This window comes from Streptococcus sp. 68, assembly GCF_013277415.1.
Lineage (GTDB): Bacteria > Bacillota > Bacilli > Lactobacillales > Streptococcaceae > Streptococcus.
Genome location: NZ_VMMX01000005.1, coordinates 57409 through 82260, shown reverse-complemented (window position 1 = coordinate 82260; position 24852 = coordinate 57409). Strand labels below are relative to the sequence as shown.

The 24852-nt window shown below is 42.1% G+C and carries 25 protein-coding genes; 22 read left to right on the top strand and 3 right to left on the bottom strand.

Annotation, left to right across the window (positions count from 1 at the left end):
* Positions 1-15 precede the first annotated feature (15 nt).
* On the bottom strand, positions 16-984 hold the full coding sequence (locus HT720_RS02730) for an NAD(P)/FAD-dependent oxidoreductase (protein ID WP_173274637.1): 969 nt from the start codon (positions 982-984) through the stop codon (positions 16-18).
* 135 nt (positions 985-1119) lie between these two features.
* Here HT720_RS02730 and cdaA point away from each other — a divergent pair, with 135 nt between their 5' ends.
* The 8 genes from cdaA (at position 1120) to HT720_RS02690 (ending at position 9517) form a co-directional block, all read left to right on the top strand.
* Positions 1120-1977 carry a diadenylate cyclase CdaA gene (gene cdaA / locus HT720_RS02725; RefSeq protein WP_101501303.1) on the top strand — a complete coding sequence of 286 codons (858 nt, stop codon included), beginning with the start codon at positions 1120-1122 and terminating at the stop codon, positions 1975-1977.
* Positions 1964-2743, top strand: coding sequence for a CdaR family protein (locus HT720_RS02720; protein WP_050236658.1), 780 nt, complete (start codon positions 1964-1966; stop codon positions 2741-2743). The genes cdaA and HT720_RS02720 overlap by 14 nt, the downstream gene beginning before the upstream one ends.
* A gap of 24 nt (positions 2744-2767) precedes the next feature.
* Positions 2768-4120: a phosphoglucosamine mutase gene (gene glmM, locus HT720_RS02715; RefSeq protein WP_173274636.1), complete on the top strand. Its 1353-nt coding sequence runs from the start codon at positions 2768-2770 to the stop codon at positions 4118-4120.
* Between the two features lie 73 nt (positions 4121-4193).
* A complete protein-coding gene (locus HT720_RS02710; RefSeq protein ID WP_173274635.1) occupies positions 4194-4568 on the top strand; it encodes a DUF1149 family protein in 375 nt (124 codons plus the stop codon).
* Between the two features lies 1 nt (position 4569).
* Positions 4570-5418, top strand: a complete 849-nt coding sequence (locus HT720_RS02705; RefSeq protein WP_101501307.1) for a DegV family protein — start codon at positions 4570-4572, stop codon at positions 5416-5418.
* A 267-nt stretch (positions 5419-5685) separates the two neighbouring features.
* Complete coding sequence (dapB, locus tag HT720_RS02700) at positions 5686-6453, top strand: 4-hydroxy-tetrahydrodipicolinate reductase (RefSeq protein WP_173274634.1); 768 nt, start codon at positions 5686-5688, stop codon at positions 6451-6453.
* Positions 6450-7649, top strand: a complete 1200-nt coding sequence (locus HT720_RS02695) for a CCA tRNA nucleotidyltransferase (RefSeq protein WP_345890273.1) — start codon at positions 6450-6452, stop codon at positions 7647-7649. Before dapB ends, HT720_RS02695 begins: the two co-directional genes overlap by 4 nt.
* Positions 7646-9517: an ABC-F family ATP-binding cassette domain-containing protein gene (locus tag HT720_RS02690; RefSeq protein WP_173274633.1), complete on the top strand. Its 1872-nt coding sequence runs from the start codon at positions 7646-7648 to the stop codon at positions 9515-9517. The genes HT720_RS02695 and HT720_RS02690 overlap by 4 nt, the downstream gene beginning before the upstream one ends.
* A gap of 37 nt (positions 9518-9554) precedes the next feature.
* Here the strand turns inward: HT720_RS02690 and mntE are convergent, their stop codons facing one another.
* Positions 9555-10739, bottom strand: coding sequence for a CDF family manganese efflux transporter MntE (gene mntE / locus HT720_RS02685; RefSeq protein WP_112445507.1), 1185 nt, complete (start codon positions 10737-10739; stop codon positions 9555-9557).
* Between the two features lie 307 nt (positions 10740-11046).
* On the opposite strand from mntE, the gene HT720_RS02680 reads away from it, so the two are divergent.
* From HT720_RS02680 to yaaA, 5 genes are all read left to right on the top strand, one after another.
* A complete protein-coding gene (locus tag HT720_RS02680; protein ID WP_173274632.1) occupies positions 11047-13743 on the top strand; it encodes a cation-translocating P-type ATPase in 2697 nt (898 codons plus the stop codon).
* A 117-nt stretch (positions 13744-13860) separates the two neighbouring features.
* A complete protein-coding gene (locus HT720_RS02675; protein WP_173274631.1) occupies positions 13861-14271 on the top strand; it encodes a peptide deformylase in 411 nt (136 codons plus the stop codon).
* 11 nt (positions 14272-14282) lie between these two features.
* A complete protein-coding gene (locus tag HT720_RS02670; protein WP_173274630.1) occupies positions 14283-15878 on the top strand; it encodes a hypothetical protein in 1596 nt (531 codons plus the stop codon).
* Positions 15879-15943: 65 nt separating this feature from the next.
* Complete coding sequence (locus HT720_RS02665) at positions 15944-16108, top strand: YczI family protein (RefSeq protein WP_000508321.1); 165 nt, start codon at positions 15944-15946, stop codon at positions 16106-16108.
* 78 nt (positions 16109-16186) lie between these two features.
* Entirely contained in the window at positions 16187-16915 is a 729-nt protein-coding gene (gene yaaA, locus HT720_RS02660) for a peroxide stress protein YaaA (protein WP_173274629.1), read from the top strand.
* A 240-nt stretch (positions 16916-17155) separates the two neighbouring features.
* Here the strand turns inward: yaaA and HT720_RS02655 are convergent, their stop codons facing one another.
* A complete protein-coding gene (locus HT720_RS02655) occupies positions 17156-17704 on the bottom strand; it encodes an NADPH-dependent FMN reductase (RefSeq protein ID WP_173274628.1) in 549 nt (182 codons plus the stop codon).
* A gap of 381 nt (positions 17705-18085) precedes the next feature.
* On the opposite strand from HT720_RS02655, the gene HT720_RS02650 reads away from it, so the two are divergent.
* The 9 genes from HT720_RS02650 (at position 18086) to HT720_RS02610 (ending at position 24839) form a co-directional block, all read left to right on the top strand.
* Positions 18086-19282, top strand: coding sequence for an MFS transporter (locus HT720_RS02650; protein ID WP_173274627.1), 1197 nt, complete (start codon positions 18086-18088; stop codon positions 19280-19282).
* A gap of 292 nt (positions 19283-19574) precedes the next feature.
* Positions 19575-20063 (top strand): DUF5590 domain-containing protein, encoded by a 489-nt coding sequence (locus HT720_RS02645; protein WP_173274626.1) that lies wholly within the window; start codon positions 19575-19577, stop codon positions 20061-20063.
* Positions 20060-21247, top strand: coding sequence for a pyridoxal phosphate-dependent aminotransferase (locus HT720_RS02640; protein ID WP_173274625.1), 1188 nt, complete (start codon positions 20060-20062; stop codon positions 21245-21247). Before HT720_RS02645 ends, HT720_RS02640 begins: the two co-directional genes overlap by 4 nt.
* A complete protein-coding gene (locus HT720_RS02635; RefSeq protein ID WP_000565214.1) occupies positions 21240-21605 on the top strand; it encodes a VOC family protein in 366 nt (121 codons plus the stop codon). Before HT720_RS02640 ends, HT720_RS02635 begins: the two co-directional genes overlap by 8 nt.
* A gap of 16 nt (positions 21606-21621) precedes the next feature.
* Positions 21622-22968: an asparagine--tRNA ligase gene (gene asnS, locus HT720_RS02630; protein WP_161802379.1), complete on the top strand. Its 1347-nt coding sequence runs from the start codon at positions 21622-21624 to the stop codon at positions 22966-22968.
* A 152-nt stretch (positions 22969-23120) separates the two neighbouring features.
* Positions 23121-23411, top strand: a complete 291-nt coding sequence (gene rpsF, locus HT720_RS02625; protein WP_001151784.1) for a 30S ribosomal protein S6 — start codon at positions 23121-23123, stop codon at positions 23409-23411.
* Positions 23412-23422: 11 nt separating this feature from the next.
* On the top strand, positions 23423-23893 hold the full coding sequence (gene ssbA, locus HT720_RS02620) for a single-stranded DNA-binding protein SsbA (RefSeq protein ID WP_000609606.1): 471 nt from the start codon (positions 23423-23425) through the stop codon (positions 23891-23893).
* A 31-nt stretch (positions 23894-23924) separates the two neighbouring features.
* Complete coding sequence (rpsR, locus tag HT720_RS02615; RefSeq protein ID WP_000068664.1) at positions 23925-24164, top strand: 30S ribosomal protein S18; 240 nt, start codon at positions 23925-23927, stop codon at positions 24162-24164.
* Positions 24165-24335: 171 nt separating this feature from the next.
* Entirely contained in the window at positions 24336-24839 is a 504-nt protein-coding gene (locus HT720_RS02610) for a GNAT family N-acetyltransferase (RefSeq protein WP_173274624.1), read from the top strand.
* The last annotated feature ends 13 nt before the right edge of the window (positions 24840-24852 follow it).

The window sequence follows — 24852 nt, the reverse complement described above, 5'->3', positions numbered from 1 at the left end:
ACTCGTGGTTCTTTTTTATAAACTAGTAGAGTGTTTTGGTTGTACTTTTTGCTCAGGGTCGATGTAGTTGATAGCATTATTGACAGCAGTTGGAGCTTCTCCGAGACCTGTCGCAATCAAGTCAATTTTTCCGTCATAGTAGCAGCAGTCACCGATAGCATAGATACCTGCTTGGCTAGATTCTTGTTTGCTGTTGACGATAATCTTGTGGCGGTTGAGGTCGAGCCCCCAGTTTTTAAGATTACCGACCGAAGATTTGAAACCATAGTTGACAAAGAGGTGGTCTAGGTCAATCGTTTCGGTTTCATCAGATTTGACTTTTGTGATTTCAAGTTTATCGAGTGCTTTTCCATCTCCAAGGAGTTGGCTAGGAACGAATGGTGTCTTGATGGATACAGATGATTCTTGCAGGGCTTGAACACTGTGTTCCAAGGCACGGAAATTATCTCTGCGGTGAACAAGGGTGGTTGGTGCAATTTTTTCAAAAGCCAAAGCCCAATCCACTGCTGAGTCTCCCCCACCAAGAATCGTCACGTTCTTACCAGCGTATTGCTGGATGTTGGAAACGTGGTAATGGATATTTTCATAGCCCTCAACGCCTTCTAGTTCCAAAGGACGTGGTTTGAAGGCACCGCCACCCATAGCGATGATAACTGTTTTAGTCAGGTGACTTCCTTTAGAAGTCGTGATGGTAAATCCTTCTTCTTGTTTTTCAATCTCAAGAACCGTTTCATTGAGATGAATAGGGGTATCAAATCCATTTAGCTGTTCAATCAAGCGATTAGTCAACTCTTCTCCAGTCAGGTTTGGGAAGCCTGGGACGTCTAGGATTTCTTTTTCAGGGTAGAGAATAGCAGGTTGTCCACCTAGCTGGGGAAGAGAGTCAATGATTTGAACCTTGGCTTGACGTAGGTGGGCATAAAAGGCTGCAAAAAGCCCAACAGGACCACCACCTACAATGGTAATATCATAGAGTTGAGACATGGTTTCTCCTTTGTTTTTTCTAGTCAGTTTATTGTATCATATTTTTGCTCAATGTAAAATGGACTAGGATAGGGAAAAAAATGCCAGAAAATGGTATAATAGGACGAAAGTGTTTTGATAGGGAGGATATCAGGGATGAATTTTCAACAATTATCCAATCTGCAATATTGGACCAGTTTGTTTGCAAGTCCATGGACGATAGCTATCAATCTGATTGATATTTTGATTGTTGCTTATATTTTATACCATTTTACAAAAGCTATTGCAGGAACCAAGATTATGATTTTGGTACGTGGAGTTTTGGTGTTTATTTTAGCTCAAATCCTTGCAAATATGATTGGCTTGACTACGATTTCTTGGTTGATCAATCAAATTATTACTTATGGGGTTATTGCGGCGGTTGTTATCTTCTCTCCAGAGATTCGGACTGGTTTGGAACGTTTGGGAAGAGCGACAGATTTCTTTTCCAATGCCCCTATTAGTGCTGAGGAACAGATGATTCGTGCCTTTGTTAAGTCCGTCGAATACATGAGTCCTCGTAAAATCGGTGCCTTGGTTGCTATTCAGCGTGTACGTACCTTGCAGGAGTATATTTCGACAGGAATTCCCTTAGATGCTAAGATTTCTGCAGAACTTCTCATTAACATTTTTATTCCCAACACTCCTCTACATGATGGTGCGGTGATTATCAGAGAAGAACGTATCGCTGTGACGTCTGCCTATCTGCCCTTGACAGAAAGTACAGGAATTTCCAAGGAATTTGGGACCAGACACCGGGCGGCTATTGGTTTATCAGAAGTCTCAGATGCCTTGACTTTTGTCGTATCAGAGGAAACGGGAGGAATTTCGATAACCTATAATGGAATCTTTAAGCACAACCTAACACTTGATGAATTTGAAACAGAATTACGTGAAATCTTACTTCCAAAAGAGGAAGCAGGTCTTAGTTTTAAAGAACGATTGCTAGGAGGATGGAAACATGAGAAAAAATAGTTTATATATCATATCCTCACTCTTTTTTGCTTGTGTCTTATTTGTCTATGCTACGGCGACGAATTTTCAAAACAGTACCAGTGCTAGGCAGGTAAAAACGGAAACCTATACGAATACAGTAACAAATGTCCCTATTGACATACGCTATAATAGTGATGAGTATTTTATTAGTGGTTTTGCTTCAGAAGTCTCAGTGGTCTTGACTGGTGCAAATCGCCTATCGCTAGCTAGTGAAATGCAAGAAAGTACACGTAAATTCAAGGTTACTGCTGACCTAACAGATGCCAGTGTTGGAACGATTGAAGTTCCTTTGAGCATTGAAGATTTACCCAATGGTCTGACCGCTGTGGCGACTCCGCAAAAAATTACAGTCAAGATTGGTAAGAAGGCTCAGAAGAATAAGGTAAAGGTTGTACCAGAGATTGACCCTAGTCAAATTGATAGTCGGGTACAGATTGAAAATGTCACGCTGTCAGATGAAGAAGTGTCGATTACGAGTGACCAAGAGACATTGGATAGAATTGATAAGATTATCGCTGTCTTGCCAACTAGCGAACGCATAACAGGTAATTACAGTGGTTCAGTACCTTTGCAGGCAATCGACCGCAATGGTGTTGTCTTACCGGCAGTTATCACTCCGTTTGATACAATAATGAAGGTGACTACAAAACCAGTAGCACCAAGTTCAAGCACATCAAATTCAAGTACAAGCAGTTCATCGGAGACATCTTCGTCAACGAAAGCAACTAGTTCAAAAACGAATTAAAAATAGAAAAAGGATTTTATAAAAATGGGTAAATATTTTGGGACTGATGGAGTCCGTGGAGAAGCTAATGTAGAACTTACTCCAGAATTAGCCTTTAAATTAGGACGTTTTGGAGGCTATGTTCTTAGTCAACATGAAACGGAAGCACCGAAAGTCTTTGTAGGACGTGACACACGTATTTCAGGGGAAATGCTAGAATCTGCCTTGGTGGCAGGTCTTCTTTCAGTAGGGATTCACGTATACAAACTAGGCGTTTTGGCAACACCAGCAGTAGCTTACTTGGTCAAAACTGAGGGAGCAAGTGCGGGTGTCATGATTTCTGCTAGCCACAACCCAGCCCTTGATAATGGGATTAAGTTCTTTGGTGGTGATGGCTTCAAACTAGATGACGAAAAAGAAGCAGAAATTGAAGTCTTGCTAGATGCTGCGGAAGATACTCTTCCTCGTCCAAGTGCAGAAGGCTTGGGAACCTTGGTAGATTATCCAGAAGGCTTGCGTAAGTATGAAGGCTACCTTGTTTCAACTGGAACTCCTCTTGAAGGAATGAAGGTTGCCTTGGATACAGCCAATGGTGCAGCTTCTACAAGTGCCCGTCAAATCTTTGCAGACCTTGGCGCTCAATTGACGGTTATCGGGGAAACACCAGATGGTCTTAATATCAACCTTAATGTTGGTTCTACGCACCCAGAAGCCCTTCAAGAAGTGGTCAAAGAAAGCGGATCAGCTATCGGTTTGGCCTTTGATGGAGACAGTGACCGTTTGATTGCTGTCGATGAGAATGGCGACATCGTCGATGGTGACAAGATTATGTACATCATCGGGAAATACCTTTCTGAAAAAGGACAATTGGCTCAAAATACAATCGTGACGACTGTGATGTCTAATCTTGGTTTCCACAAGGCCTTAGACCGTGAAGGCATTAACAAGGCAGTTACTGCAGTCGGCGACCGCTATGTTGTTGAAGAAATGAGAAAATCAGGCTACAACCTTGGTGGTGAACAGTCTGGGCACGTCATCTTGATGGATTACAATACAACAGGTGATGGTCAATTATCTGCTGTTCAATTGACAAAAATCATGAAGGAAACTGGTAAGAGCTTGTCAGAGTTGGCAGCAGAAGTAACCATCTATCCACAAAAATTAGTCAATATCCGAGTGGAAAATGCCATGAAGGAAAAGGCTATGGAAGTGCCAGCTATCAAGGCTATCATCGAGAAGATGGAAGAAGAAATGGCAGGGAATGGCCGTATCCTAGTACGCCCAAGTGGAACAGAGCCTCTTTTGCGTGTTATGGCAGAAGCGCCTACAACAGAAGAAGTGGACTACTATGTTGATACCATCGCAGATGTAGTTCGAGCTGAAATCGGGATTGACTAAATCCTAGAAAACTAGATGAAAATAAAAAATTATGGTACAATAGCTTATAATATTGTAGCCAAGGGAGAAAGACATGAATCTTAAACGTGAACAAGAATTTGTTAGTCAGTATCATTTTGATGCGCGTAATTTTGAATGGGAAAATGAAAATGGAGCTCCTGAAACTAAGGTGGATGTGAACTTCCAATTGCTCCAACATGATCAAGAAAATCAAGTGACTTCCTTGATTGTCATCTTGACCTTTATGATTGTATTTGATAAGTTTGTCATTAGTGGAACCATTTCACAGGTAAATCATATCGATGGCCGTATTGTCAATGAACCAAGTGAATTGAGCCAAGAAGAAGTGGAAACTTTGGCTCGTCCAATTTTGAACATGCTCAACCGTTTGACTTACGAAGTAACTGAAATTGCATTAGACTTACCAGGAATCAATTTGGAGTTCTAATATGAAACTAGCTGTTATCACAGATTCTTCTGCCTATCTCAGTGCAGAGACCTTGCAAAGAGAAGATTTGTATGTCTTGGATATTCCTGTTAATATTGATGGTGAGGAGTATGTCGAAGGTATCAATCTGACTGCTGAGGAATTTTACCAAAAAATGGCTCAGGCTTCTGAATTGCCTAAGACCAGTCAACCAAGTATTGCCAAGTTAGATGAGATTCTAACTTCGCTTAAAGAACAAGGCTATACACATGCTTTGGGGCTTTTCCTATCTTCTGGAATTTCAGGTTTTTACCAAAATATCCAGTACATGGTCGATGATTATGAGGGCTTAACCATTGCCTTCCCAGACACTTTGATTACAAGTGCTCCTCTGGGTATCATGGTTGAAAGCGTCTTTAATTGGCGTGACCAGGGCGATGATTTTGCCAGCATTCAGGATAAGCTAGCCATTCAAATCAGCCGTACGTCAGCCTTTATCATGGTAGATGATTTGGATCATTTGGTGAAAGGTGGGCGCCTTTCAAATGGAGCTGCTATTTTGGGCAATTTGCTTAGCATTAAGCCAATCCTTTATTTTAACGATCAAGGTGTGATTGAAGTTTACGAAAAAGTTCGTACTGAAAAGAAAGCAACCAAGCGCTTAATTGAAATTATCAAGGAAACAACGGCTTCAGGCCAATATCGGGTCATTGTCATTCATGGGAATGCTCCTGAAAAGGCTGAGGAATTGCGTCAACACTTGCTTGAATCTGGAGTGGGTACGGATATTTCACTTGCTACATTTGGTAGTGTCATTGGGACACACCTAGGATCAGGAAGCATTGCCTTGGGTTATATTCCAGTGATTTAGTTGGCACTTTTAGACTAGTTAAGAAGTTAGCAGTTGAACACGCCTGGAACCCTGTATGAAAAAGATAGTTCTTCCAAGGAGTAGACACTTCTTGAACAAAACTCCTATTTTCACTTTGTGTTCCTACAGGCTTTGTATCTTAGCAATTGAACACGGACTAGCTACCTCTTGAAAAAAGATGCCTGACTTGCCTTTCATGGAAAGTCAGCGTCATTCCCTATTTTTCATGGGCAGCTAACGTCCTTTGTATCTTAGACAGGAGTAGAGATGAGTATTCGAGTAATTATTGCTGGTTTTAAGGGAAAGATGGGACAAGCTGCTTGTCAGATGGTCTTGGCTGATCCAGACTTAGACTTGGTAGCAGTTTTGGATCCTTTTGAGTCTGAGTCAGAATGGCAGGGTATTCCTGTTTTCAAGGATAAGGCTGATTTAGCAGGCTTTGAAGCGGATGTCTGGGTAGATTTTACTACTCCAGCTGTTGCCTATGAAAATACACGCTTTGCTCTTGAAAATGGCTTTGCTCCAGTAGTTGGAACAACAGGTTTCACAAGTGAAGAAATTGCAGAGCTAAAAGCATTTTCTTGTGAACAAAATTTGGGTGGTTTGATCGCTCCAAATTTTGCCTTGGGTGCTGTTTTACTCATGCAATTTGCAAAGCAAGCTGCCAAATATTTCCCAAATGTGGAGATTATCGAGCTCCATCATGATAAGAAAAAGGATGCTCCGAGTGGAACAGCTATCAAAACAGCTGAGTTGATGGCAGAGGTTCGAGAGTCCATTCAGCAAGGTGCAGTAGATGAGGAAGAACTCATTGCAGGTGCCCGTGGTGCTGACTTTGATGGCATGCGGATTCACTCAGTTCGTTTACCAGGCTTGGTAGCACATCAGGAAGTCATCTTTGGCAATCAAGGAGAAGGATTGACCCTCCGTCATGACTCCTATGATCGCAGCTCCTTCATGACAGGGGTGAGTTTGGGAATTAAAGAAGTTGTCAAGCGTCATGAGCTTGTCTATGGATTAGAACACTTATTATGAGATTAACGCAAATGCCTTCTGAATTTCAGAAGGCTTTACCAGTATTAGAAAAAATTAAAGAAGCAGGTTTTGAAGCTTATTTTGTTGGGGGTTCTGTTCGAGATGCCCTCCTTAATCGCACTATCCACGATGTGGACATTGCGACGTCTTCTTATCCAGAAGAGACCAAGCAGATTTTTCCGCGAACAGCCGATATCGGCATCGAGCATGGAACTGTCTTGGTCTTAGACGGGGATGAGGAGTACGAGGTAACCACCTTCCGGACAGAGGATGTCTATGTGGACTATCGCAGACCAAGTGCGGTTTCCTTTGTGCGTTCGCTAGAAGAAGACCTCAAGCGCCGTGATTTCACAGTCAACGCCTTTGCCTTGGACGAGACAGGGGAAATCATTGACTTGTTTCATGGTTTAGACGATTTGGAAAATCAAGTCTTGCGGGCAGTTGGAGTGGCTAGTGAGCGTTTCAACGAAGATGCTCTACGGATTATGCGTGGTTTCCGTTTTCAGGCCAGTCTTGGCTTTGAACTTGAGCCAGAAACGTTTAAAGCTATGAAGACCTTGACGCCACTTTTGGAGAAAATTTCTGTGGAGCGTACCTTCGTTGAGTTTGATAAACTCTTGCTGGCTCCATTTTGGAGAAGGGGCTTGGCTTCCATGATTGAGAGTCAAGCTTATGACTATCTCCCTGATATGGCAGCTAGCCAGGACAAGCTCAATAGACTGTTTGATTTGGAGACTGATTTCACCTTTGAATCTTCAGAGCAAGCCTGGGCGGCTCTACTGTGGGCTTTGGAGATTGAAAATGCGCAGCCATTTTTGAAGGCTTGGAAGACCTCACGCCAGTTTGCCAAGCAAGTTCAGGATTTGCTGACTATTTTGGCCTTGCGTGAAAAGGGAGAGTTGAGCAAGCGCGATTGTTATCGCTTTGACTTGGATTTGCTTTTACAGGCTGAAAATCTTCGTCAGGCTCAAGGAAAAGAAGTTAACCCACAAGCTATCACAGAAACCTACCAGAGTTTGACCATTCATGATAAGAAAGAAATCCAAATCAACGGTGGTATTTTGATCAAGGAATATGGTTATCAGCCGGGACCAGACTTGGGAGAGATTTTAACAGAGATTGAGTATGCCATTGTCGATGGAGAATTGGAAAATGACCGTCAAGCCATCCATGCTTATCTGAGGGAGAAAAAATGAGTGATTTTATCGTTGAAAAACTAAGTAAATCCGTCGGTGATAAGACCGTTTTTAAGGATATTTCCTTTATCATCCATGACCTAGACAGAATTGGTTTGATTGGTGTCAATGGAACGGGGAAGACCACCCTTTTAGATGTCCTTTCTGGTGTTTCTGGCTTTGATGGGGATGTCAGTCCCTTTTCAGCTAAGAATGATTACCAGATTGGTTACTTGACTCAAGATCCTGATTTTGATGATAACAAGACAGTTTTGGATACGGTCCTCTCCAGCGACCTAAAGGAAATCCAGCTTATTCGTGAGTATGAACTCCTCATGCTCAACTATAGTGAGGACAAGCAGGCGCGTTTGGAACGGGTCATGGCAGAAATGGACTCTCTCCAAGCTTGGGAAATTGAGAGTCAGGTCAAGACTGTCCTTAGCAAGCTGGGTATTCAGAACTTATCTACTCCAGTTGGAGAATTGTCAGGTGGTCTAAGAAGACGGGTCCAGTTGGCGCAAGTTTTACTTGGTAATCACGACCTTTTGCTTTTAGATGAGCCGACCAACCATCTGGATATTGCGACTATTGAGTGGCTGACCCTCTTTTTGAAAAATTCCAAGAAGACCGTCCTTTTTATTACCCATGATCGTTATTTCCTAGACGCTTTATCAACACGTATTTTCGAGTTGGACCGAGCAGGATTGACGGAGTATCAGGGCAATTATCAGGATTATGTTCGCCTTAAGGCGGAACAGGACGAGCGCGACGCGGCTCTTCTTCACAAAAAAGAGCAACTTTATAAGCAAGAATTGGCCTGGATGCGCAGACAACCGCAGGCGCGTGCAACCAAGCAGCAGGCTCGTATCAATCGTTTCTACGATTTGAAGAAAGAAGTTTCAGGTGGCGTTGCTGAAACAGATTTGACCATGAACTTTGAAACCAGTCGGATTGGGAAGAAAGTCATCGAGTTTCAGGATGTTTCCTTTGCCTATGAAAACAAGCCTATTTTGCAAGATTTTAATCTCTTAGTTCAGGCCAAAGACCGCATCGGAATCGTTGGGGATAACGGTGTTGGAAAATCAACCCTGCTCAACCTGATTGCAGGCAGTCTTGAGCCGACAGCAGGTCAAGTTGTGATTGGGGAAACAGTTCGCATTGCCTATTTCTCTCAGCAAATTGAGGGCTTGGATGAAAGCAAGCGAGTGATCAATTACCTGCAGGAAGTGGCAGAAGAGGTCAAGACCAGCGGTGGTTCTACGACTTCGATTGCAGAGTTGCTGGAGCAGTTCCTTTTCCCACGTTCGACGCATGGAACCTTGATTGAGAAATTGTCAGGTGGCGAGAAAAAACGTCTTTATCTCCTCAAACTGCTCTTGGAAAAACCAAATGTTCTTCTCTTGGATGAACCGACAAATGACCTAGACATTGCAACCTTGACAGTTTTGGAGAATTTCTTACAAGGCTTTGCTGGTCCAGTTTTGACTGTTAGTCACGACCGCTATTTCTTGGATAAGGTAGCGACTAAGATTCTCGCTTTTGAAGATGGCAAGATTCGTCCTTTCTTTGGTCATTACACCGACTATCTTGATGAAAAAGCCTTTGAAACAGAGATGGCCAATCAAGTACAAAAGGTCGAAAAGGAAAAAGTAGTCAAGGTTCGAGAAGAGAAGAAACGCATGACCTACCAAGAAAAGCAGGAGTGGGCAAGCATTGAAGGTGATATTGAAGCCTTGGAAAACCGTATCGCTGCGATTGAAGAGGAAATGCAGGCCAACGGCTCTGACTTTGGTAAGCTGGCTACTCTCCAAAAAGAACTGGATGAGAAAAACGAAGCACTCCTTGAAAAATACGAACGCTATGAGTATTTAAGTGAGTTTGATAGCTAGAAGAATGGAAAAATCCCGTCTCATGGACAGGATTTCTCTATTCTTTTTTGGTTTCTTGATGAAAGATATTTTGCCAGGTTTCGTGGCGGCGCCAGATACTGGTATGGACGATACCATCTAACTCATAGCAGATGAGTTTTGTTTTCTGACTGATGGAAGTGATTTGGATGTCCTTGATAGCAGCATTCAAGTCTTTTTCGGCTTTATAAGCCTCTTTATCCATCTGCTCTCCATCCTGACGAATATAGACAAAATCGTCAGCCAAGAGTTCTTCCAGTTGATTTCCTTGATCAATCAATTGTTCACGCATAAGCAATTTTTTATAGACATTGTCTAAAATTTCATCCTCAGGGATAGGTGCTGGCTCGATATGGACATCGGTGTCAAAGACGCCAAAACGCTCCTCCAGCATAGACTCGACCTGATCCGCGATTTCATGACTCTCAAAAACAGATAAGTCAGGATTCATTTCTAGCGTAATATCAAGGTAAATGTTGCTACCGTAGGTGCGACCTCTTTGCGACTTAACCTTGCTGATCTTGGGAATTTCCATAATGGCCTTTTGATAGTCCTCAAGCAGACGATCGTCAAAGCCATCTGAAAGACTAAAGGAAGACTCGATAAAGATATCATAGGCGGTCTTCAAGATAAAGAAAGTGATGATGATAGCAACCAGTTTATCTACAATCGGATAATTGAAACTGCTAGCTAGGATGGCAATAGTCGTACCAAGTGAGGTAACAGCATCAGAAAGATTGTCCTTGGCGGCAGCCTTTAGTGCCTTGGAGTTGGATTTCTTACTGAGGCGAGTGTTGTAGAGATACACCACAAACATAATCGCTGCAGACATAATTCCTAGAGTTGCACCCAGAGGATCAATGACCGTTTCTTCCCGACTGAGAATCTTTTGAATGGTATCCCTCAGCACATCAAAGCCAACATAAAACATGATGATGGAAGTGATTAAGCTAGCCAAATCTTCAATCTTCCAGTGACCAAAACGGTGGTCTCGGTCAGCAGGTTGGCGCGCCATCCGAATGCCAATCAAGAGGGCCACATTTCCAATGATGTCCGATATGTTGTTAAAACCATCGGCCACCAAACTGGATGAATGAAGGAGGTGGCCTGTTGCTAATTTTGCTGCAGACAAGATCAAATAGGTTGAAATGCTGATAATGGCCCCACGCTCAGCCAACTTGAGATTTGAAATAGATTGCTTCATTCAACTTCCTTTCTAGTCACATAGCATTCTACCATTATACTGGTTTTCAAGAGAAAATTCAAATGAGTCAGTTTTTACTCTTTGAAAACTTTTCAAAATTTGGTATAATAGAATTACTCAAGGGAGTAGCTGGCAGAAACCTGTGATAGTGTCGTCATTCCGAATTTTATACTGAAAAGTATGCTTTCCGGCACTATCTTAAACAGCGAGACTTGTTATGATTAACAGGTCTCTTTTTGTTTGTCGTAAAAAGATACGATGAGGGAAAAGAGAGTCTGTTTTGCACACAATGTCAAGGAGGAGACACATGTCAAAAGAACAAAAACGCCAAGCGTTTTACACTCAGAGTCCTGAAGAGGTCTTGCAGGCTGTGGATGCGACCGAGCAAGGTTTGTCATCAAGTGAGGCGGAAAAGCGCCTTGCTGAATTTGGCCACAATGAACTCGAAGAAGGCGAGAAACGATCAATCCTGGTCAAATTCATCGAGCAGTTTAAGGATTTGATGATTATCATCCTAGTTGCGGCAGCTATTTTGTCAGTCGTGACTTCTGGTGGGGAAGATATCGCAGATGCCATTATCATCTTAGCCGTGGTTATCATCAATGCTGCCTTTGGTGTTTACCAAGAAGGAAAAGCAGAAGAAGCTATCGAAGCCCTCAAATCCATGTCTAGTCCAGCTGCCCGTGTTCTTCGTGATGGGCACATGGCTGAGATTGACTCTAAAGAATTAGTACCAGGTGATATTGTTGCCCTTGAAGCTGGTGATGTAGTACCTGCAGACCTACGTTTGCTTGAAGCTAACTCTCTTAAAATCGAAGAAGCAGCTCTTACAGGTGAGTCTGTTCCAGTTGAAAAAGACTTGACAGTTGAACTTGCTGCAGATGCTGGTATTGGTGACCGTGTCAATATGGCCTTCCAAAACTCTAACGTGACCTATGGTCGTGGTCTTGGTGTTGTTGTCAATACAGGTATGTACACTGAAGTTGGTCATATTGCTGGTATGATCCAAGATGCGGATGAGACGGATACACCCCTCAAACAAAACTTGAACAACCTTTCTAAGGTCTTGACCTATGCAATCTTGGTCATTGCCCTTGTTACTTTTGTAGTGGGTGTCTTCATTCAAGGAAAAAATCCACTTGGTGAGTTGTTGACTTCTGTTGCCCTTGCCGTTGCAGCCATTCCAGAAGGACTTCCTGCTATCGTGACCATCGTTCTTTCCCTTGGTACTCAAGTTTTGGCCAAACGAAACTCTATCGTTCGTAAGTTGCCAGCAGTAGAAACACTTGGTTCAACTGAAATCATCGCTTCTGATAAGACTGGTACGCTGACTATGAACAAGATGACAGTCGAAAAAGTCTTCTACGATGCGGTTCTACATGATTCAGCTGATGACATTGAACTAGGTCTTGAAATGCCACTACTTCGTTCAGTTGTCTTGGCAAATGATACGAAAATCGATGTGGAAGGAAATCTGATTGGTGACCCAACCGAAACAGCCTTTATCCAATATGCCTTGGACAAGGGCTACGATGTTAAAGGATTTTTAGACAAATATCCTCGTGTAGCTGAATTGCCATTTGACTCTGACCGTAAGCTCATGTCAACAGTTCACCCATTGCCAGATGGTCGTTTCCTTGTAGCAGTCAAGGGTGCGCCAGACCAACTTTTGAAACGTTGTGTTCTTCGTGACAAAGCTGGGGATATTGCTCCGATTGATGAGAAGGTTACAAATCTCATTCATACAAACAATTCTGAAATGGCTCATCAAGCCTTGCGTGTCCTTGCAGGTGCTTATAAGATTATCGATAGTATTCCAGAAAATCTCACTTCTGAAGAGCTTGAAAATGATTTAATTTTTACTGGTTTGATTGGGATGATTGACCCTGAACGTCCTGAAGCCGCTGAGGCTGTTCGTGTGGCTAAGGAAGCGGGAATTCGTCCAATCATGATTACAGGTGACCATCAAGACACTGCAGAAGCTATTGCTAAACGTTTGGGGATCATTGACGCAAACGATACAGAAGGCCACGTTTTAACTGGTGCTGAACTCAATGAACTGTCAGATGAAGACTTTGAAAAAGTAGTTGGGCAATACTCTGTTTATGCCCGTGTGTCTCCAGAACACAAGGTTCGTATCGTCAAGGCTTGGCAAAAACAAGGTAAAGTCGTTGCCATGACAGGTGACGGTGTCAATGATGCGCCAGCTCTGAAAACAGCAGACATCGGTATCGGTATGGGAATCACTGGTACAGAGGTTTCTAAGGGGGCTTCTGATATGATTCTTGCTGACGACAACTTTGCGACTATCATCGTCGCAGTTGAAGAAGGACGTAAGGTATTCTCAAACATTCAAAAGACTATTCAATATCTTCTTTCTGCCAATACTGCTGAAGTATTAACCATCTTCCTATCAACCTTGTTTGGTTGGGACGTCTTGCAACCAGTTCATCTTTTGTGGATTAACTTGGTAACGGATACCTTCCCAGCAATTGCACTAGGTGTTGAACCTGCTGAGCCTGGTGTCATGAACCATAAACCACGTGGACGCAAGGCAAGCTTCTTCTCAGGTGGTGTTTTGAGTTCTATCATCTATCAAGGTGTACTCCAAGCAGCTATTGTTATGAGTGTTTATGCCCTTGCGATTGCTTATCCAGTACATGTGGGGGACAATCATGCCATTCATGCTGATGCCCTTACTATGGCTTTTGCAACACTTGGTTTGATTCAGCTCTTCCATGCCTACAATGTCAAGTCTGTTTACCAATCCATCTTGACAGTTGGTCCATTCAAGTCTAAGACATTCAACTGGTCCATCTTGGTATCCTTCATCCTTCTCATGGCAACAATCGTCGTAGAACCGCTTGAAGGAATCTTCCATGTAACCAAACTAGACTTGTCACAATGGGGAATCGTTATGGGCGGAAGCTTCTCAATGATTATTATCGTCGAAATTGTTAAATTTATCCAACGTAAACTCGGCTTTGACAAGAATGCGATTTAAAAAGAAAAAGTCATCTTCGGATGGCTTTTTGCTACAGTTGAGGGAAAGGGCTTGCAGTTATCGTCTTTTGTGCTATAATTGCTATAATATAGTAAAAATCAAGAGGAGTGTGAGGAAGTGGAAAAGAAAATTGTGAAGGATATTTTGTTCTTATCTCAGGTATCTCAACCGGCAAGTCAGGAAGACCTTTATCTTGCCAGAGATTTGCAGGATACGCTTTTAGCAAATCGTGAGACTTGTGTCGGTCTGGCTGCCAATATGATTGGGGTGCAGAAGCGCGTGATTATTTTTAATCTTGGCTTGGTTCCCGTGGTCATGTTTAACCCAGTGCTCCTGTCATTTGAAGGACCTTATGAGGCAGAAGAAGGCTGTTTGTCCTTGGTAGGTGTGAGATCAACTAAGCGTTATGAAACCATAAGGGTTGCTTATCATGACAGCAAGTGGCAGGAACAGACCATTACCTTGACAGGCTTCCCAGCTCAGATTTGCCAGCATGAACTGGATCACTTGGAAGGACGAATCATTTAGGAGGACAGCAAATGAAACGGATAATCTTTGAACTTATTTTTATCGCAACGACCTGGTATATCTTTTTACCACCCCTTAACCTGACTAGCTGGGAATTTCTCTTTTTCCTCTGTGGGCATTTGCTGCTTGTAGCAGTCTTATTTGGCTTTGGCAAGGGAATCAATCTGGTCAAAACGGTTCATGTGCGCCACGGCAAGGCGGAAGCTGCCTTAAATCTTGAGGGTTTCAAAATCAATCGGTTAGGGAAAATCCTTTTAGCTTCTATTGGAGGAATTCTTCTCTTAGCAGCCTTGGTTTCTTTAGTGACTTCCAGCATTTTTCAGGCTAAAAATTATGCCAATGTAGTCACGGTTACGGAAAAAGACTTCACTGAATTTCCTAAGACTGACACCAGTAAGGTTCCAATCTTAGATAGAAGTACTGCTGAAAAAATTGGTGACCGCTACTTGGGTTCCCTAACAGATAAGGTATCGCAGTATGTAGCGGCAGACACCTATACCCAATTGACGATTGATGGGAAACCTTATCGAGTTACGCCACTAGAATACGCAGACCCTATCAAATGGTTTAACAATCAAGCCAAGGGAATCGGCGAGTATATCAAGGTAGACATGGTAACTGGTAATGCGGACTTGGTGGACTTGAAGACACCAATCAAGTATTCTGACTCGGAGTATTTTAACCGTGACGTCAAACGTCACCTACGCTTGAAGTACCCAACTAAAATCTTCAAGACTCCATCTTTTGAGGTGGACGATGAGGGCAATCCTTTCTACGTGGCGACGGTTTACCAAAAGCAATTTGGACTTGCGGTTCCTCGTCCTGTTTCAGTCATTATCTTGGATGCTACAAATGGAGAAACCAAGGAATACAGCTTGGCAGATGTTCCGGAATGGGTGGACAGAGTTTATCCAGCTGAGGAAACCATTGAGCAAATCAACTACAACGGCAAGTACAAGGATGGTTTCTGGAATGCCATGATTTCCAAGAAAAACGTGACCCAGACTACCAAGGGATATAATTATTTGTCTATCGGTAATGACATCTATCTCTACACAGGTGTGACGTCGGCCAATGCAGATGAAAGTAATCTTGGTTTCATCCTTGAAAATATGCGGACAGGAGAAATCACTAAGTATAGCTTGGCTTCTGCGACCGAAGAATCAGCCCGTGAATCAGCCGAAGGTGCTGTTCAGGAGAAATCCTACAAGGCGACCTTCCCAATCCTCATCAACCTCAATGACAAGCCTCTCTATATCATGGGCTTGAAGGACAATGCTGGCTTGGTCAAAGAGTACGCCCTGGTAGACGCAGTCGAGTACCAAAACGTTATCGTAGCTACGACAGTGGAAGAGCTACTCAGCAAGTACGCCAATAAAAACGACCTTGAAATTGACAATGCAACAACAGAAAGCATCAAGGGTGTGGTAGCAGACCTTAAATCAGCTGTTATCAAGGGCGACACCGTCTACTTCTTTAAAGTTGATGGTAAGATATACAAGGTCAAGGCCTCAGTATCAGATGACCTTCCTTACCTTGAAAATGGTAAAACCTTCGAAGGTCAAGTAGGAAAAGACAACTATCTCAAGACCTTTAAAGTCCAGTAAAAAAAGGTTTATTTAAGAAATATATGTTATAATAAGGTAAATTAAGATTAATGGAGGACAAACAAATGGGTTTTTATGTGATGCTTGCTTCAATGCTACTCGGATTGTTAGCTTTGAAGATAGGTTTTTCTCAGTTCAAGGAGAAAAAAGATAAATTCTTATCTATCTTAACAAGTTTAGCTGGCCTAGCCCTTGTTCTCGTAGCTGTCTGGTTAGGATGGCCAAAATAAATAGAGAAGCCTCGGTCAAACCGAGGTTTTTCAGATGAATTTCTTGGTAGTGGCTAAAAAATATGCTACACTATCAATATGAAAATTTTAATCCCAACAGCAAAAGAAATGAACACAGACTTGCCGAGTATCGAGGCAACTCCTTTAAGACCAGAAAGTCAGGCTGTGCTGGATGCCTTGGCTCTCTATTCTGCTAGTCAATTAGAGAGTTTTTACAAAGTTTCAGCCGAGAAAGCTGCGGAAGAATTTCAAAATATCCAAGCTTTGAAAAGTCAAGCTGCTCAACACTACCCAGCCTTGAAACTTTTCGATGGGCTCATGTACCGCCATATCAAGAGAGATAAGTTGACCGAGGCAGAACAAGCCTATCTTGAAAACCATGTCTTTATTACCTCGGCCTTGTACGGTGTCGTTCCAGTCTTGTCACCTATGGCTCCTCACCGTTTGGATTTTTTGATGAAGTTGAAAGTCGCTGGTAAGACTTTGAAGAGCCATTGGAAGGCAGCCTATGATGAAGCTATGAATGGTGAAGACCTAATTTTCTCTCTCTTGTCGTCCGAGTTTGAGACCGTATTTTCTAAGGAAATTAGAGAAAAAATGGTGATCTTCAAATTTATGGAGGATAGAGGCGGTCAGCTGAAAATTCACTCAACCATTTCCAAGAAAGCGCGTGGTGCCTTCCTGACAGCCCTGATAGAAAATCAAGTACAGACGGTTGATGAAGCTCGTCGCTTAAGCTTTGCAGGATTTAACTACCGAGAAGACCTGTCCCAGCTACAGGAATTGGTTTTTGTTAAGGAAGTATAGAAATCAGATATTTTGTATTTGGCAATATGTATCATCAGCCATTTTGGTTTATAAATGAGAAAAAAAGCGAACAAGCTAGTCTTCTGAGTGTCAGAAAAGTAGTCTTGTTCGCTTTTATTGTGTTAGTTAGTTTAGTTATACTCAATGAAAATCAAAGAGCAAACTAGGAAGCTAGCCGCAGGCTGTACTTGAGTACGGTAAGGCGACGCTGACGTGGTTTGAAGAGATTTTCGAAGAGTATTACTTGATCGCATTGACCAAGTCTTGAGCTTGTTTTTCAAGTGAGTTTAGGACTGTTTCTTCAAGAACCAATTTTCCGTCTGCCCAGGCAGAGTCATTGACACGTGCAGCAGTGAAATCACCAACGACTTGTGTACGGATAAATGGCAAGAGGTCCTTGTAAATAGCGAAAAGTTGATCGTGACCTGCATTGGCTACAGATGATACGGTGACAAACTTGTCTTGAAGGGCAGAAGCGCCACGTGTATCAGACAAGTCAAGGGCACGAGATAGCCAATCAAGCAAGTTCTTCACTGTTCCAGGGATAGAGAAGTTGTAGACTGGAGAGAAGATCCAGATAGCATCCGCAGCGAGAACCGCTTCACGAGCAGCCGCTACAGCTGGATGAGTTGGAACTTCCAAATCTTGGCTGAAGAGAGGAAGGGCTGAATAATCAAGGTAGCTAACTTCCGCTTTACCAGCAAGTGCTTTCTCAGCTTCGAGAGCCATTTGGTGGTTAAAAGAACCTTGACGTAGTGATCCGACGATAAATAATACTTTTTTAGACATGATGTGTCTCCTTTTTCTTTAAATTTACGAGAACTCTCTCGTTGTTATAAAATATATTACAACAAAACAAAAGGACTTGCAAGAAATTTGCTCAGAGATTATTTGAGAAATATAAAATTTCAGAAACTCTAGTTATTTGCGACTGGAATGCATTTGATTTTCGAAGAGTATTCTAACATTCTCTTGTAATATGATGACATAAGTGCTAAAATAAACAAGAAAACTCGTAATAGAAACCGCATAACAGCTATTTTCCGGTATCATTTCAGGAACAATAATGGCATTGAAGAATGCTTCTAAAAAGGGGTGGAGATCATGTAAGACACAGATTAACAAGTGACGGACAAAAGAAATAATAATACACTTGTTAAAGGAGAAAAGATGTTAATAAGAAATTATCGGAAAAATATTGGCCTGATGGCCGGAGTTGAGTTTTTTGCATTTTTAGGGATTACCAGTTTTTGGATTCTCTTTCTCAGTCAAAACGGCATGTCTCTTTGGCAGATTGGACTTCTGGAGAGTATCTTTCATGCGACCAGTCTTCTCTGTGAAATTCCATCTGGAATGTTAGCTGACCGCTATTCCTATAAGACCAACCTTTATTTAAGTCGAATAGCAGGGATTGTGTCTTCTATTCTTATGTTGGCTGGGCAGGGAAATTTTTGGATTTATGCACTAGCTATGGCGGTAAGTGCCTTGTCTTATAATTTTGATTCAGGCACAAGCGCAGCAATGGTCTATGACTCGGCTGTAGAGGCTGGACTAAAGGAGCGTTATCTATCCATTTCAAGCTTCCTATCAGGGGTGTCGGAAGGAACTCGGTCTTTGGGGACAGTGTTGGCGGGATTTTTTGTCCATGGTCAATTGCACCTGACCTACTATATCATGATTGCCACTTCTATCATAGTTCTTTTCCTGATTTGGATGCTGAAAGAACCGAGTGTCAAGCTAGAAAAAGCTGATAGTGTGACCATGAAACAGATTATTTGGACTGTTAAGGATGAGTTGAAGCGAAATCCCATACTGTTCAACTGGATGATTTTATCTCAGATTGTCGGAGTACTCATGTGCATGTTTTATTTTTACTATCAAAATCAGTTACCAGATTTAAGTAGTTGGCAAATTTCAGCAGTTATGCTACTTGGTAGTCTCTTGAATATCGTCGCAGTCTATCTAGCGAGTAAGATTGGAAAGAAATATGCTGCCTTGAAGCTTTTCCCTATCCTCGTGCTGCTGACTGGCGTCACCTATATGTTGTCCTACTTTGGAACACCTCTCATCTATATTTTGGTCTATTTGATTAGTAATGCTCTATATGCTCTTTTTCAGCCGATTTTTGACAATGATTTGCAAGAGCGCCTTCCAAGTGAAGTAAGGGCAACCATGCTGAGTGTCTACTCTATGATGTTTAGCCTGAGTATGATTGTCTTCTTCCCACTGACAGGCTGGTTGATTGACCATTTAGGCTTTATAGTAACATTTCTTTATCTAGGATTCTTTTTAGTCATGATTAGCCTTCTACTGGCTATCTTTTTAGGAAAATTGGCTAAAAGAATGGATGATAAAATGATTCCATAGATTAAAAGAATTTCTGAAAACTTGAGTGCCAAGCTCAGGTTTTTTAATCGGTTGATTTTGGAGCTGTCTTTACTTTTCTTGCTCGGTTTTAACTAAGAAAAATCTGTTTTGTTTAAAGGAAGAAATAGAATTGGTTTCTTATACTCAATGAAAATCAAAGAGCAAACTAGGAAGCAAGCCGCAGACAGTACTTGGGTACGGCAAGGCGACGCTGACAAAGTTTGAATTGGATTTTCGCAGAGTATTCTTATATTCGCTTGTAATAAAGCCCAATAGATGGTAAAATAGACGAGTGAAAAAAAGACAAAACAAAGCAAAAAATAATCTACTGTGGCAGTATGGTCTAGGGATGACGATTTTGTTTGTGGTTATCAGTGCTTCCTTTCTGTATCTAGTGTTTCTGAGTATGAAACCTTATCAAACAGCTAAAAGTGAAGGAGAAAAATTAGCTCAGCAGTATGCAGGATTAGAGCAGGCTGATCAGGTTGACTTATACAATGGCTTGGAATCTTATTACAGCGTTCTTGGTCGTAATAAACAGCAAGAAGCACTTGCTGTCCTGATTGGAAAAGATGACCATAAGATTTACGTTTATCAGCTAAATCAGGGTGTTTCACAAGAAAAAGCAGAAGCGATTTCTAAGGAAAAAGGAGCTGGCGAGATTGACAAAATTACCTTTGGTCGTTATCAAGACAAGCCAATCTGGGAAGTCAAGTCAGGATCTGATTTTTATCTAGTAGATTTTGAAACAGGAGCATTGGTCAATAAGGAGGGCCTATGAAACTATCCAACCGTGTTTTAGAAATGGAAGAAAGTGTCACTCTAGCTAGTGATGCGAGAGCAAAAAAATTAAAAGCTCAAGGTAAGGATGTCCTTTTCTTGACCTTGGGACAACCAGATTTTCACACTCCTGAAAATATTCAAGATGCAGCTGTTGTAGCCATTCGAGATGGACGTGCTTCTTTCTATACGGTAGCTTCAGGTTTGCCTGAGTTAAAAGCAGCAGTCAATACCTATTTTGAGCGTTATTATGGTTATTCCGTAGCGGCCAACGAAGTCACATTTGCTACCGGTGCTAAGTTCTCACTCTATACTTTCTTTATGGCTGTGGTCAATCCAGGTGATGAAGTTATCATCCCAACCCCATATTGGGTCAGCTATGGAGATCAGGTCAAGATGGCAGAAGGTGTGCCAGTCTTTGTTCCTGCTAAGGAAGACAATCACTTTAAGGTGACCGTAGAGCAGTTGGAAGCAGCTCGCACAGACAAAACCAAGGTTTTGGTGCTAAATTCGCCATCTAATCCGACTGGTATGATTTACACTCGCGAGGAACTCTTGGCTATCGGAAATTGGGCAGTTGAACATGACATTCTCATCCTAGCAGATGATATTTATGGTCGTTTGGTCTATAACGGGAATGAGTTCGTACCAATATCTAGTCTATCAGAAGCCATTCGCAAGCAAACCATTGTCATTAACGGTGTATCAAAAGCTTATGCCATGACAGGTTGGCGGGTAGGTTATGCAGTGGGTGATCCAGAAATCATTGCTGCTATGAGCAAATTGACAGGTCAAACAACTTCTAACCTAACTGCTGTTTCACAATATGCAACTATCGAAGCCCTAACTGGGCCGCAAGATTCTGTGGAAGTTATGCGTCAAGCATTTGAAGAACGTCTCAATACCATCTATCCACTCTTGTGTGAAGTCCCTGGTTTTGAAGTTGTCAAACCACAAGGAGCTTTCTATCTCTTTCCAAATGTCAAAAAAGCTATGGAGATGAAAGGTTATAGCGATGTAACAGCATTTACGACGGCTATTCTTGAAGAAGTTGGTCTAGCCTTGATTACAGGAGCAGGATTCGGAGCACCAGAAAATGTCCGCCTCAGCTATGCGACAGACCTAGACACGCTTAAAGAAGCAGTTAAACGCTTGAAAGCATTTATGGGTAGTGAGAATGATTGATCATTTTGAGATTAAGGTAAAGGATTTACAAATTTCAGAAGGATTTTATAAGAGTTTTCTCGCTCCTTTGGGCTATAAATTGGCTTTTAAGACTAGTTCTCTAATCAGTTTTCTTGCCCCGAACAGCCCTCATCCTGGTGGTGATTTTTGGCTGGCTCAGGGGACACAAGATCCTATTCACTTTGCTTTTTTAGCAGAAAATAAGGAAGAAGTTCAGGCTTGTTATGAGGCTGGTTTAGAGGCAGGTGGGCGAGACAATGGGGCTCCTGATTATCGCAGTGAGCATCCGATTTACTACGCTGCTTTTGTGATTGACCCAGATGGGAACAATATAGAAGTGGTTTGCCATAAAGAATAAAAAAGAAAAAGGAAAAATAATGACAAAACGTGTAACGATTATTGATGTAAAAGACTATGTTGGTCAGGAAGTGACGATTGGCGCTTGGGTTGCCAACAAATCAGGAAAAGGGAAAATTGCCTTCTTGCAATTGCGTGATGGAACAGCCTTCTTCCAAGGTGTGGCTTTTAAACCAAACTTTGTCGAAAAATTTGGTGAAGAAGTAGGACTTGAGAAGTTTGATGTCATCAAACGCTTGAGCCAAGAAACGTCTGTTTATGTGACAGGTATTGTCAAAGAGGACGAACGTTCTAAATTTGGCTATGAGTTGGACATCACAGACATCGAAGTGATCGGTGAATCTCAAGACTACCCAATCACACCAAAAGAACACGGTACAGACTTTTTGATGGACAACCGTCACTTGTGGCTCCGTTCTCGTAAGCAAGTGGCCGTGATGCAAATCCGTAACGCTATTATCCATGCAACTTATGAGTTCTTTGACAAGAACGGTTTCATGAAATTTGACAGCCCAATTCTTTCAGGAAATGCGGCAGAAGATTCAACAGAACTCTTTGAAACGGACTACTTCGGAACGCCAGCCTACTTGAGCCAATCAGGTCAGCTTTACCTAGAAGCAGGTGCTATGGCTCTTGGTCGTGTCTTTGACTTTGGTCCAGTTTTCCGTGCTGAAAAATCAAAAACGCGCCGTCACTTGACCGAGTTCTGGATGATGGATGCAGAGTACTCATACTTGACACATGATGAGTCGCTTGACTTGCAAGAAGCTTATGTGAAAGCTCTTCTACAAGGTGTTCTTGACCGTGCGCCTCAAGCCTTGGAAACCTTGGAACGTGATACAGAGCTCTTGAAACGCTACATTGCAGAGCCATTCAAACGTATCACTTACGATCAAGCCATTGACCTCTTGCAAGAACATGAGAATGATGAAGACGCTGACTACGAACATCTTGAGCATGGTGATGACTTTGGTTCACCACATGAAACTTGGATTTCAAACCACTTTGGTGTGCCAACTTTTGTCACGAACTACCCAGCAGCCATCAAGGCCTTCTATATGAAACCAGTTCCTGGAAATCCAGAGCGCGTGCTTTGTGCAGACTTGCTTGCTCCAGAAGGTTACGGAGAAATCATCGGTGGTTCTATGCGTGAGGAAGACTATGATTCCCTTGTCGCTAAGATGGATGAACTTGGCATGGACCGTACAGAGTATGAATTCTACCTTGACCTTCGTAAATACGGTACAGTTCCACACGGTGGATTTGGTATCGGTATCGAGCGTATGGTAACCTTCGCAGCAGGAACAAAACATATCCGTGAAGCCATTCCATTCCCACGTATGTTACACCGTATTAAACCATAAGAACAGGAAAACGCCCATGTGGCGTTTTTTCGAATTCCAGAGTTTTTACTTGCGTAAAAAATTTTTTTCTAGTATAATAGTTTATTGTGAGCGAACCTCACTTACCCCTTGCAAAGTCTTGGGGTCATTAGACCAAAAGGAGGAACATATCAATGGCTAAATACGAAATTCTTTATATCATTCGTCCAAACATTGAAGAAGAAGCTAAAAACGCTTTGGTAGCACGTTTTGACTCTATTTTGACTGACAACGGTGCAACTGTTGTTGAATCAAAAACTTGGGAAAAACGTCGTCTTGCATACGAAATCAAAGATTTCCGTGAAGGACTTTACCACATCGTTAACGTTGAAGCAAACGACGATGCAGCTCTTAAAGAGTTTGACCGTCTTTCAAAAATCAACGCTGACATTCTTCGTCACATGATCGTCAAAACTGACGCGTAAGAAGGTAAACTATGATTAACAATGTTGTACTTGTAGGGCGTATGACACGTGACGCTGAGTTGCGTTATACCCCATCAAATGTAGCAGTTGCGACTTTTACTCTTGCAGTAAACCGTACATTTAAGAGTCAAAATGGCGAACGTGAGGCTGATTTTATCAATGTCGTTATGTGGCGCCAACAGGCTGAAAACCTTGCTAACTGGGCTAAAAAAGGCTCACTTATCGGGGTGACAGGCCGTATCCAGACTCGTAGTTACGATAACCAGCAAGGACAACGTGTCTACGTGACAGAAGTCGTGGCTGAGAATTTCCAAATGTTGGAAAGCCGTAGTGTGCGTGAAGGTCATACAGGTGGAGCTTACTCTGCCCCAACTGCAAACTATTCAGCACCTACAAATTCAGTGCCAGACTTTTCACGTGATGAAAATCCATTTGGAGCAACAAATCCATTGGATATTTCAGATGATGATTTACCATTCTAATGGACAACTAAAATTATAAAGGAGAAAAAACATGGCTCAACAACGTCGTGGCGGATTCAAACGCCGTAAAAAAGTTGATTACATCGCAGCAAACAAAATTGAATATGTTGATTACAAAGATACTGAGCTTCTTAGCCGTTTCGTTTCAGAACGTGGGAAAATCCTTCCTCGTCGTGTAACAGGAACTTCAGCTAAAAACCAACGTAAAGTAACAACAGCTATCAAACGCGCTCGCGTAATGGCTTTGATGCCTTTCGTAAACGAAGATTAAAGAAAAGACCCGGTTGGGTCTTTTTTTCAGGTCCAGTGGACCTCTTTTTCATGAGCTTGAAAACAAGAAAGTGAATTAAGACCCCGACGGGTCTTTTTTCACGAGATAGTTTTTTTCTGACCTTGGCGTGCTATAATAGTAATAGAAAGAGTAAAGGTGGGTAAGTCAAAGATGAATTGTACGATTAGAAATATGATTAAGTCTGATATTGAATCCTTATCTCATGGATTTATGAATCAAGGTTGGCCTGGTAGAGAGGAAATTTTGGCTAGATATTTTCTGGAACAGGAAAGTGGGGAGAGAGAAGTCTTAGTTGCAGAGATTGATGGTGCTGTAGCGGGCTACGTTACCATTTTGCCCTCTGCTAAACATAGTCCTTTTGCAGAAGTCTATCCAGAATTATCAGATTTTAATGTGTTTGAGCCTTTTCGAAATCAAGGGATTGGGAGTCAACTGCTAGAAGAGGCAGAAAATCGAGTTAAGTTTTTTTCAGACAAAGTGACGTTGGGTGTAGGTTTGCACTCAGGCTATGGACCTGCCCAGAGATTGTATATCAGACGGGGCTACATTCCAGATGGGACAGGTGTCTGGTATCGAAATCAACCCTTGGAAATGAATGCTACTATTCAAAATAATGATGATTTAGTTCTGTACTTATCAAAGAAGTTCGAATAAGAGATGGCGAATT

Bases quoted from the DNA above. Each gene is read 5' to 3' on its own strand.
- HT720_RS02730 (WP_173274637.1), bottom strand. From the start codon at position 984: ATGTCTCAACTCTATGATATTACCATTGTAGGTGGTGGTCCTGTTGGG.
- cdaA (WP_101501303.1), top strand. From the start codon at position 1,120: ATGAATTTTCAACAATTATCCAATCTGCAATATTGGACCAGTTTGTTT.
- HT720_RS02720 (WP_050236658.1), top strand. From the start codon at position 1,964: ATGAGAAAAAATAGTTTATATATCATATCCTCACTCTTTTTTGCTTGT.
- glmM (WP_173274636.1), top strand. From the start codon at position 2,768: ATGGGTAAATATTTTGGGACTGATGGAGTCCGTGGAGAAGCTAATGTA.
- HT720_RS02710 (WP_173274635.1), top strand. From the start codon at position 4,194: ATGAATCTTAAACGTGAACAAGAATTTGTTAGTCAGTATCATTTTGAT.
- HT720_RS02705 (WP_101501307.1), top strand. From the start codon at position 4,570: ATGAAACTAGCTGTTATCACAGATTCTTCTGCCTATCTCAGTGCAGAG.
- dapB (WP_173274634.1), top strand. From the start codon at position 5,686: ATGAGTATTCGAGTAATTATTGCTGGTTTTAAGGGAAAGATGGGACAA.
- HT720_RS02695 (WP_345890273.1), top strand. From the start codon at position 6,450: ATGAGATTAACGCAAATGCCTTCTGAATTTCAGAAGGCTTTACCAGTA.
- HT720_RS02690 (WP_173274633.1), top strand. From the start codon at position 7,646: ATGAGTGATTTTATCGTTGAAAAACTAAGTAAATCCGTCGGTGATAAG.
- mntE (WP_112445507.1), bottom strand. From the start codon at position 10,739: ATGAAGCAATCTATTTCAAATCTCAAGTTGGCTGAGCGTGGGGCCATT.
- HT720_RS02680 (WP_173274632.1), top strand. From the start codon at position 11,047: ATGTCAAAAGAACAAAAACGCCAAGCGTTTTACACTCAGAGTCCTGAA.
- HT720_RS02670 (WP_173274630.1), top strand. From the start codon at position 14,283: ATGAAACGGATAATCTTTGAACTTATTTTTATCGCAACGACCTGGTAT.
- HT720_RS02665 (WP_000508321.1), top strand. From the start codon at position 15,944: ATGGGTTTTTATGTGATGCTTGCTTCAATGCTACTCGGATTGTTAGCT.
- yaaA (WP_173274629.1), top strand. From the start codon at position 16,187: ATGAAAATTTTAATCCCAACAGCAAAAGAAATGAACACAGACTTGCCG.
- HT720_RS02655 (WP_173274628.1), bottom strand. From the start codon at position 17,704: ATGTCTAAAAAAGTATTATTTATCGTCGGATCACTACGTCAAGGTTCT.
- HT720_RS02650 (WP_173274627.1), top strand. From the start codon at position 18,086: ATGTTAATAAGAAATTATCGGAAAAATATTGGCCTGATGGCCGGAGTT.
- HT720_RS02640 (WP_173274625.1), top strand. From the start codon at position 20,060: ATGAAACTATCCAACCGTGTTTTAGAAATGGAAGAAAGTGTCACTCTA.
- HT720_RS02635 (WP_000565214.1), top strand. From the start codon at position 21,240: ATGATTGATCATTTTGAGATTAAGGTAAAGGATTTACAAATTTCAGAA.
- rpsF (WP_001151784.1), top strand. From the start codon at position 23,121: ATGGCTAAATACGAAATTCTTTATATCATTCGTCCAAACATTGAAGAA.
- ssbA (WP_000609606.1), top strand. From the start codon at position 23,423: ATGATTAACAATGTTGTACTTGTAGGGCGTATGACACGTGACGCTGAG.
- rpsR (WP_000068664.1), top strand. From the start codon at position 23,925: ATGGCTCAACAACGTCGTGGCGGATTCAAACGCCGTAAAAAAGTTGAT.
- HT720_RS02610 (WP_173274624.1), top strand. From the start codon at position 24,336: ATGAATTGTACGATTAGAAATATGATTAAGTCTGATATTGAATCCTTA.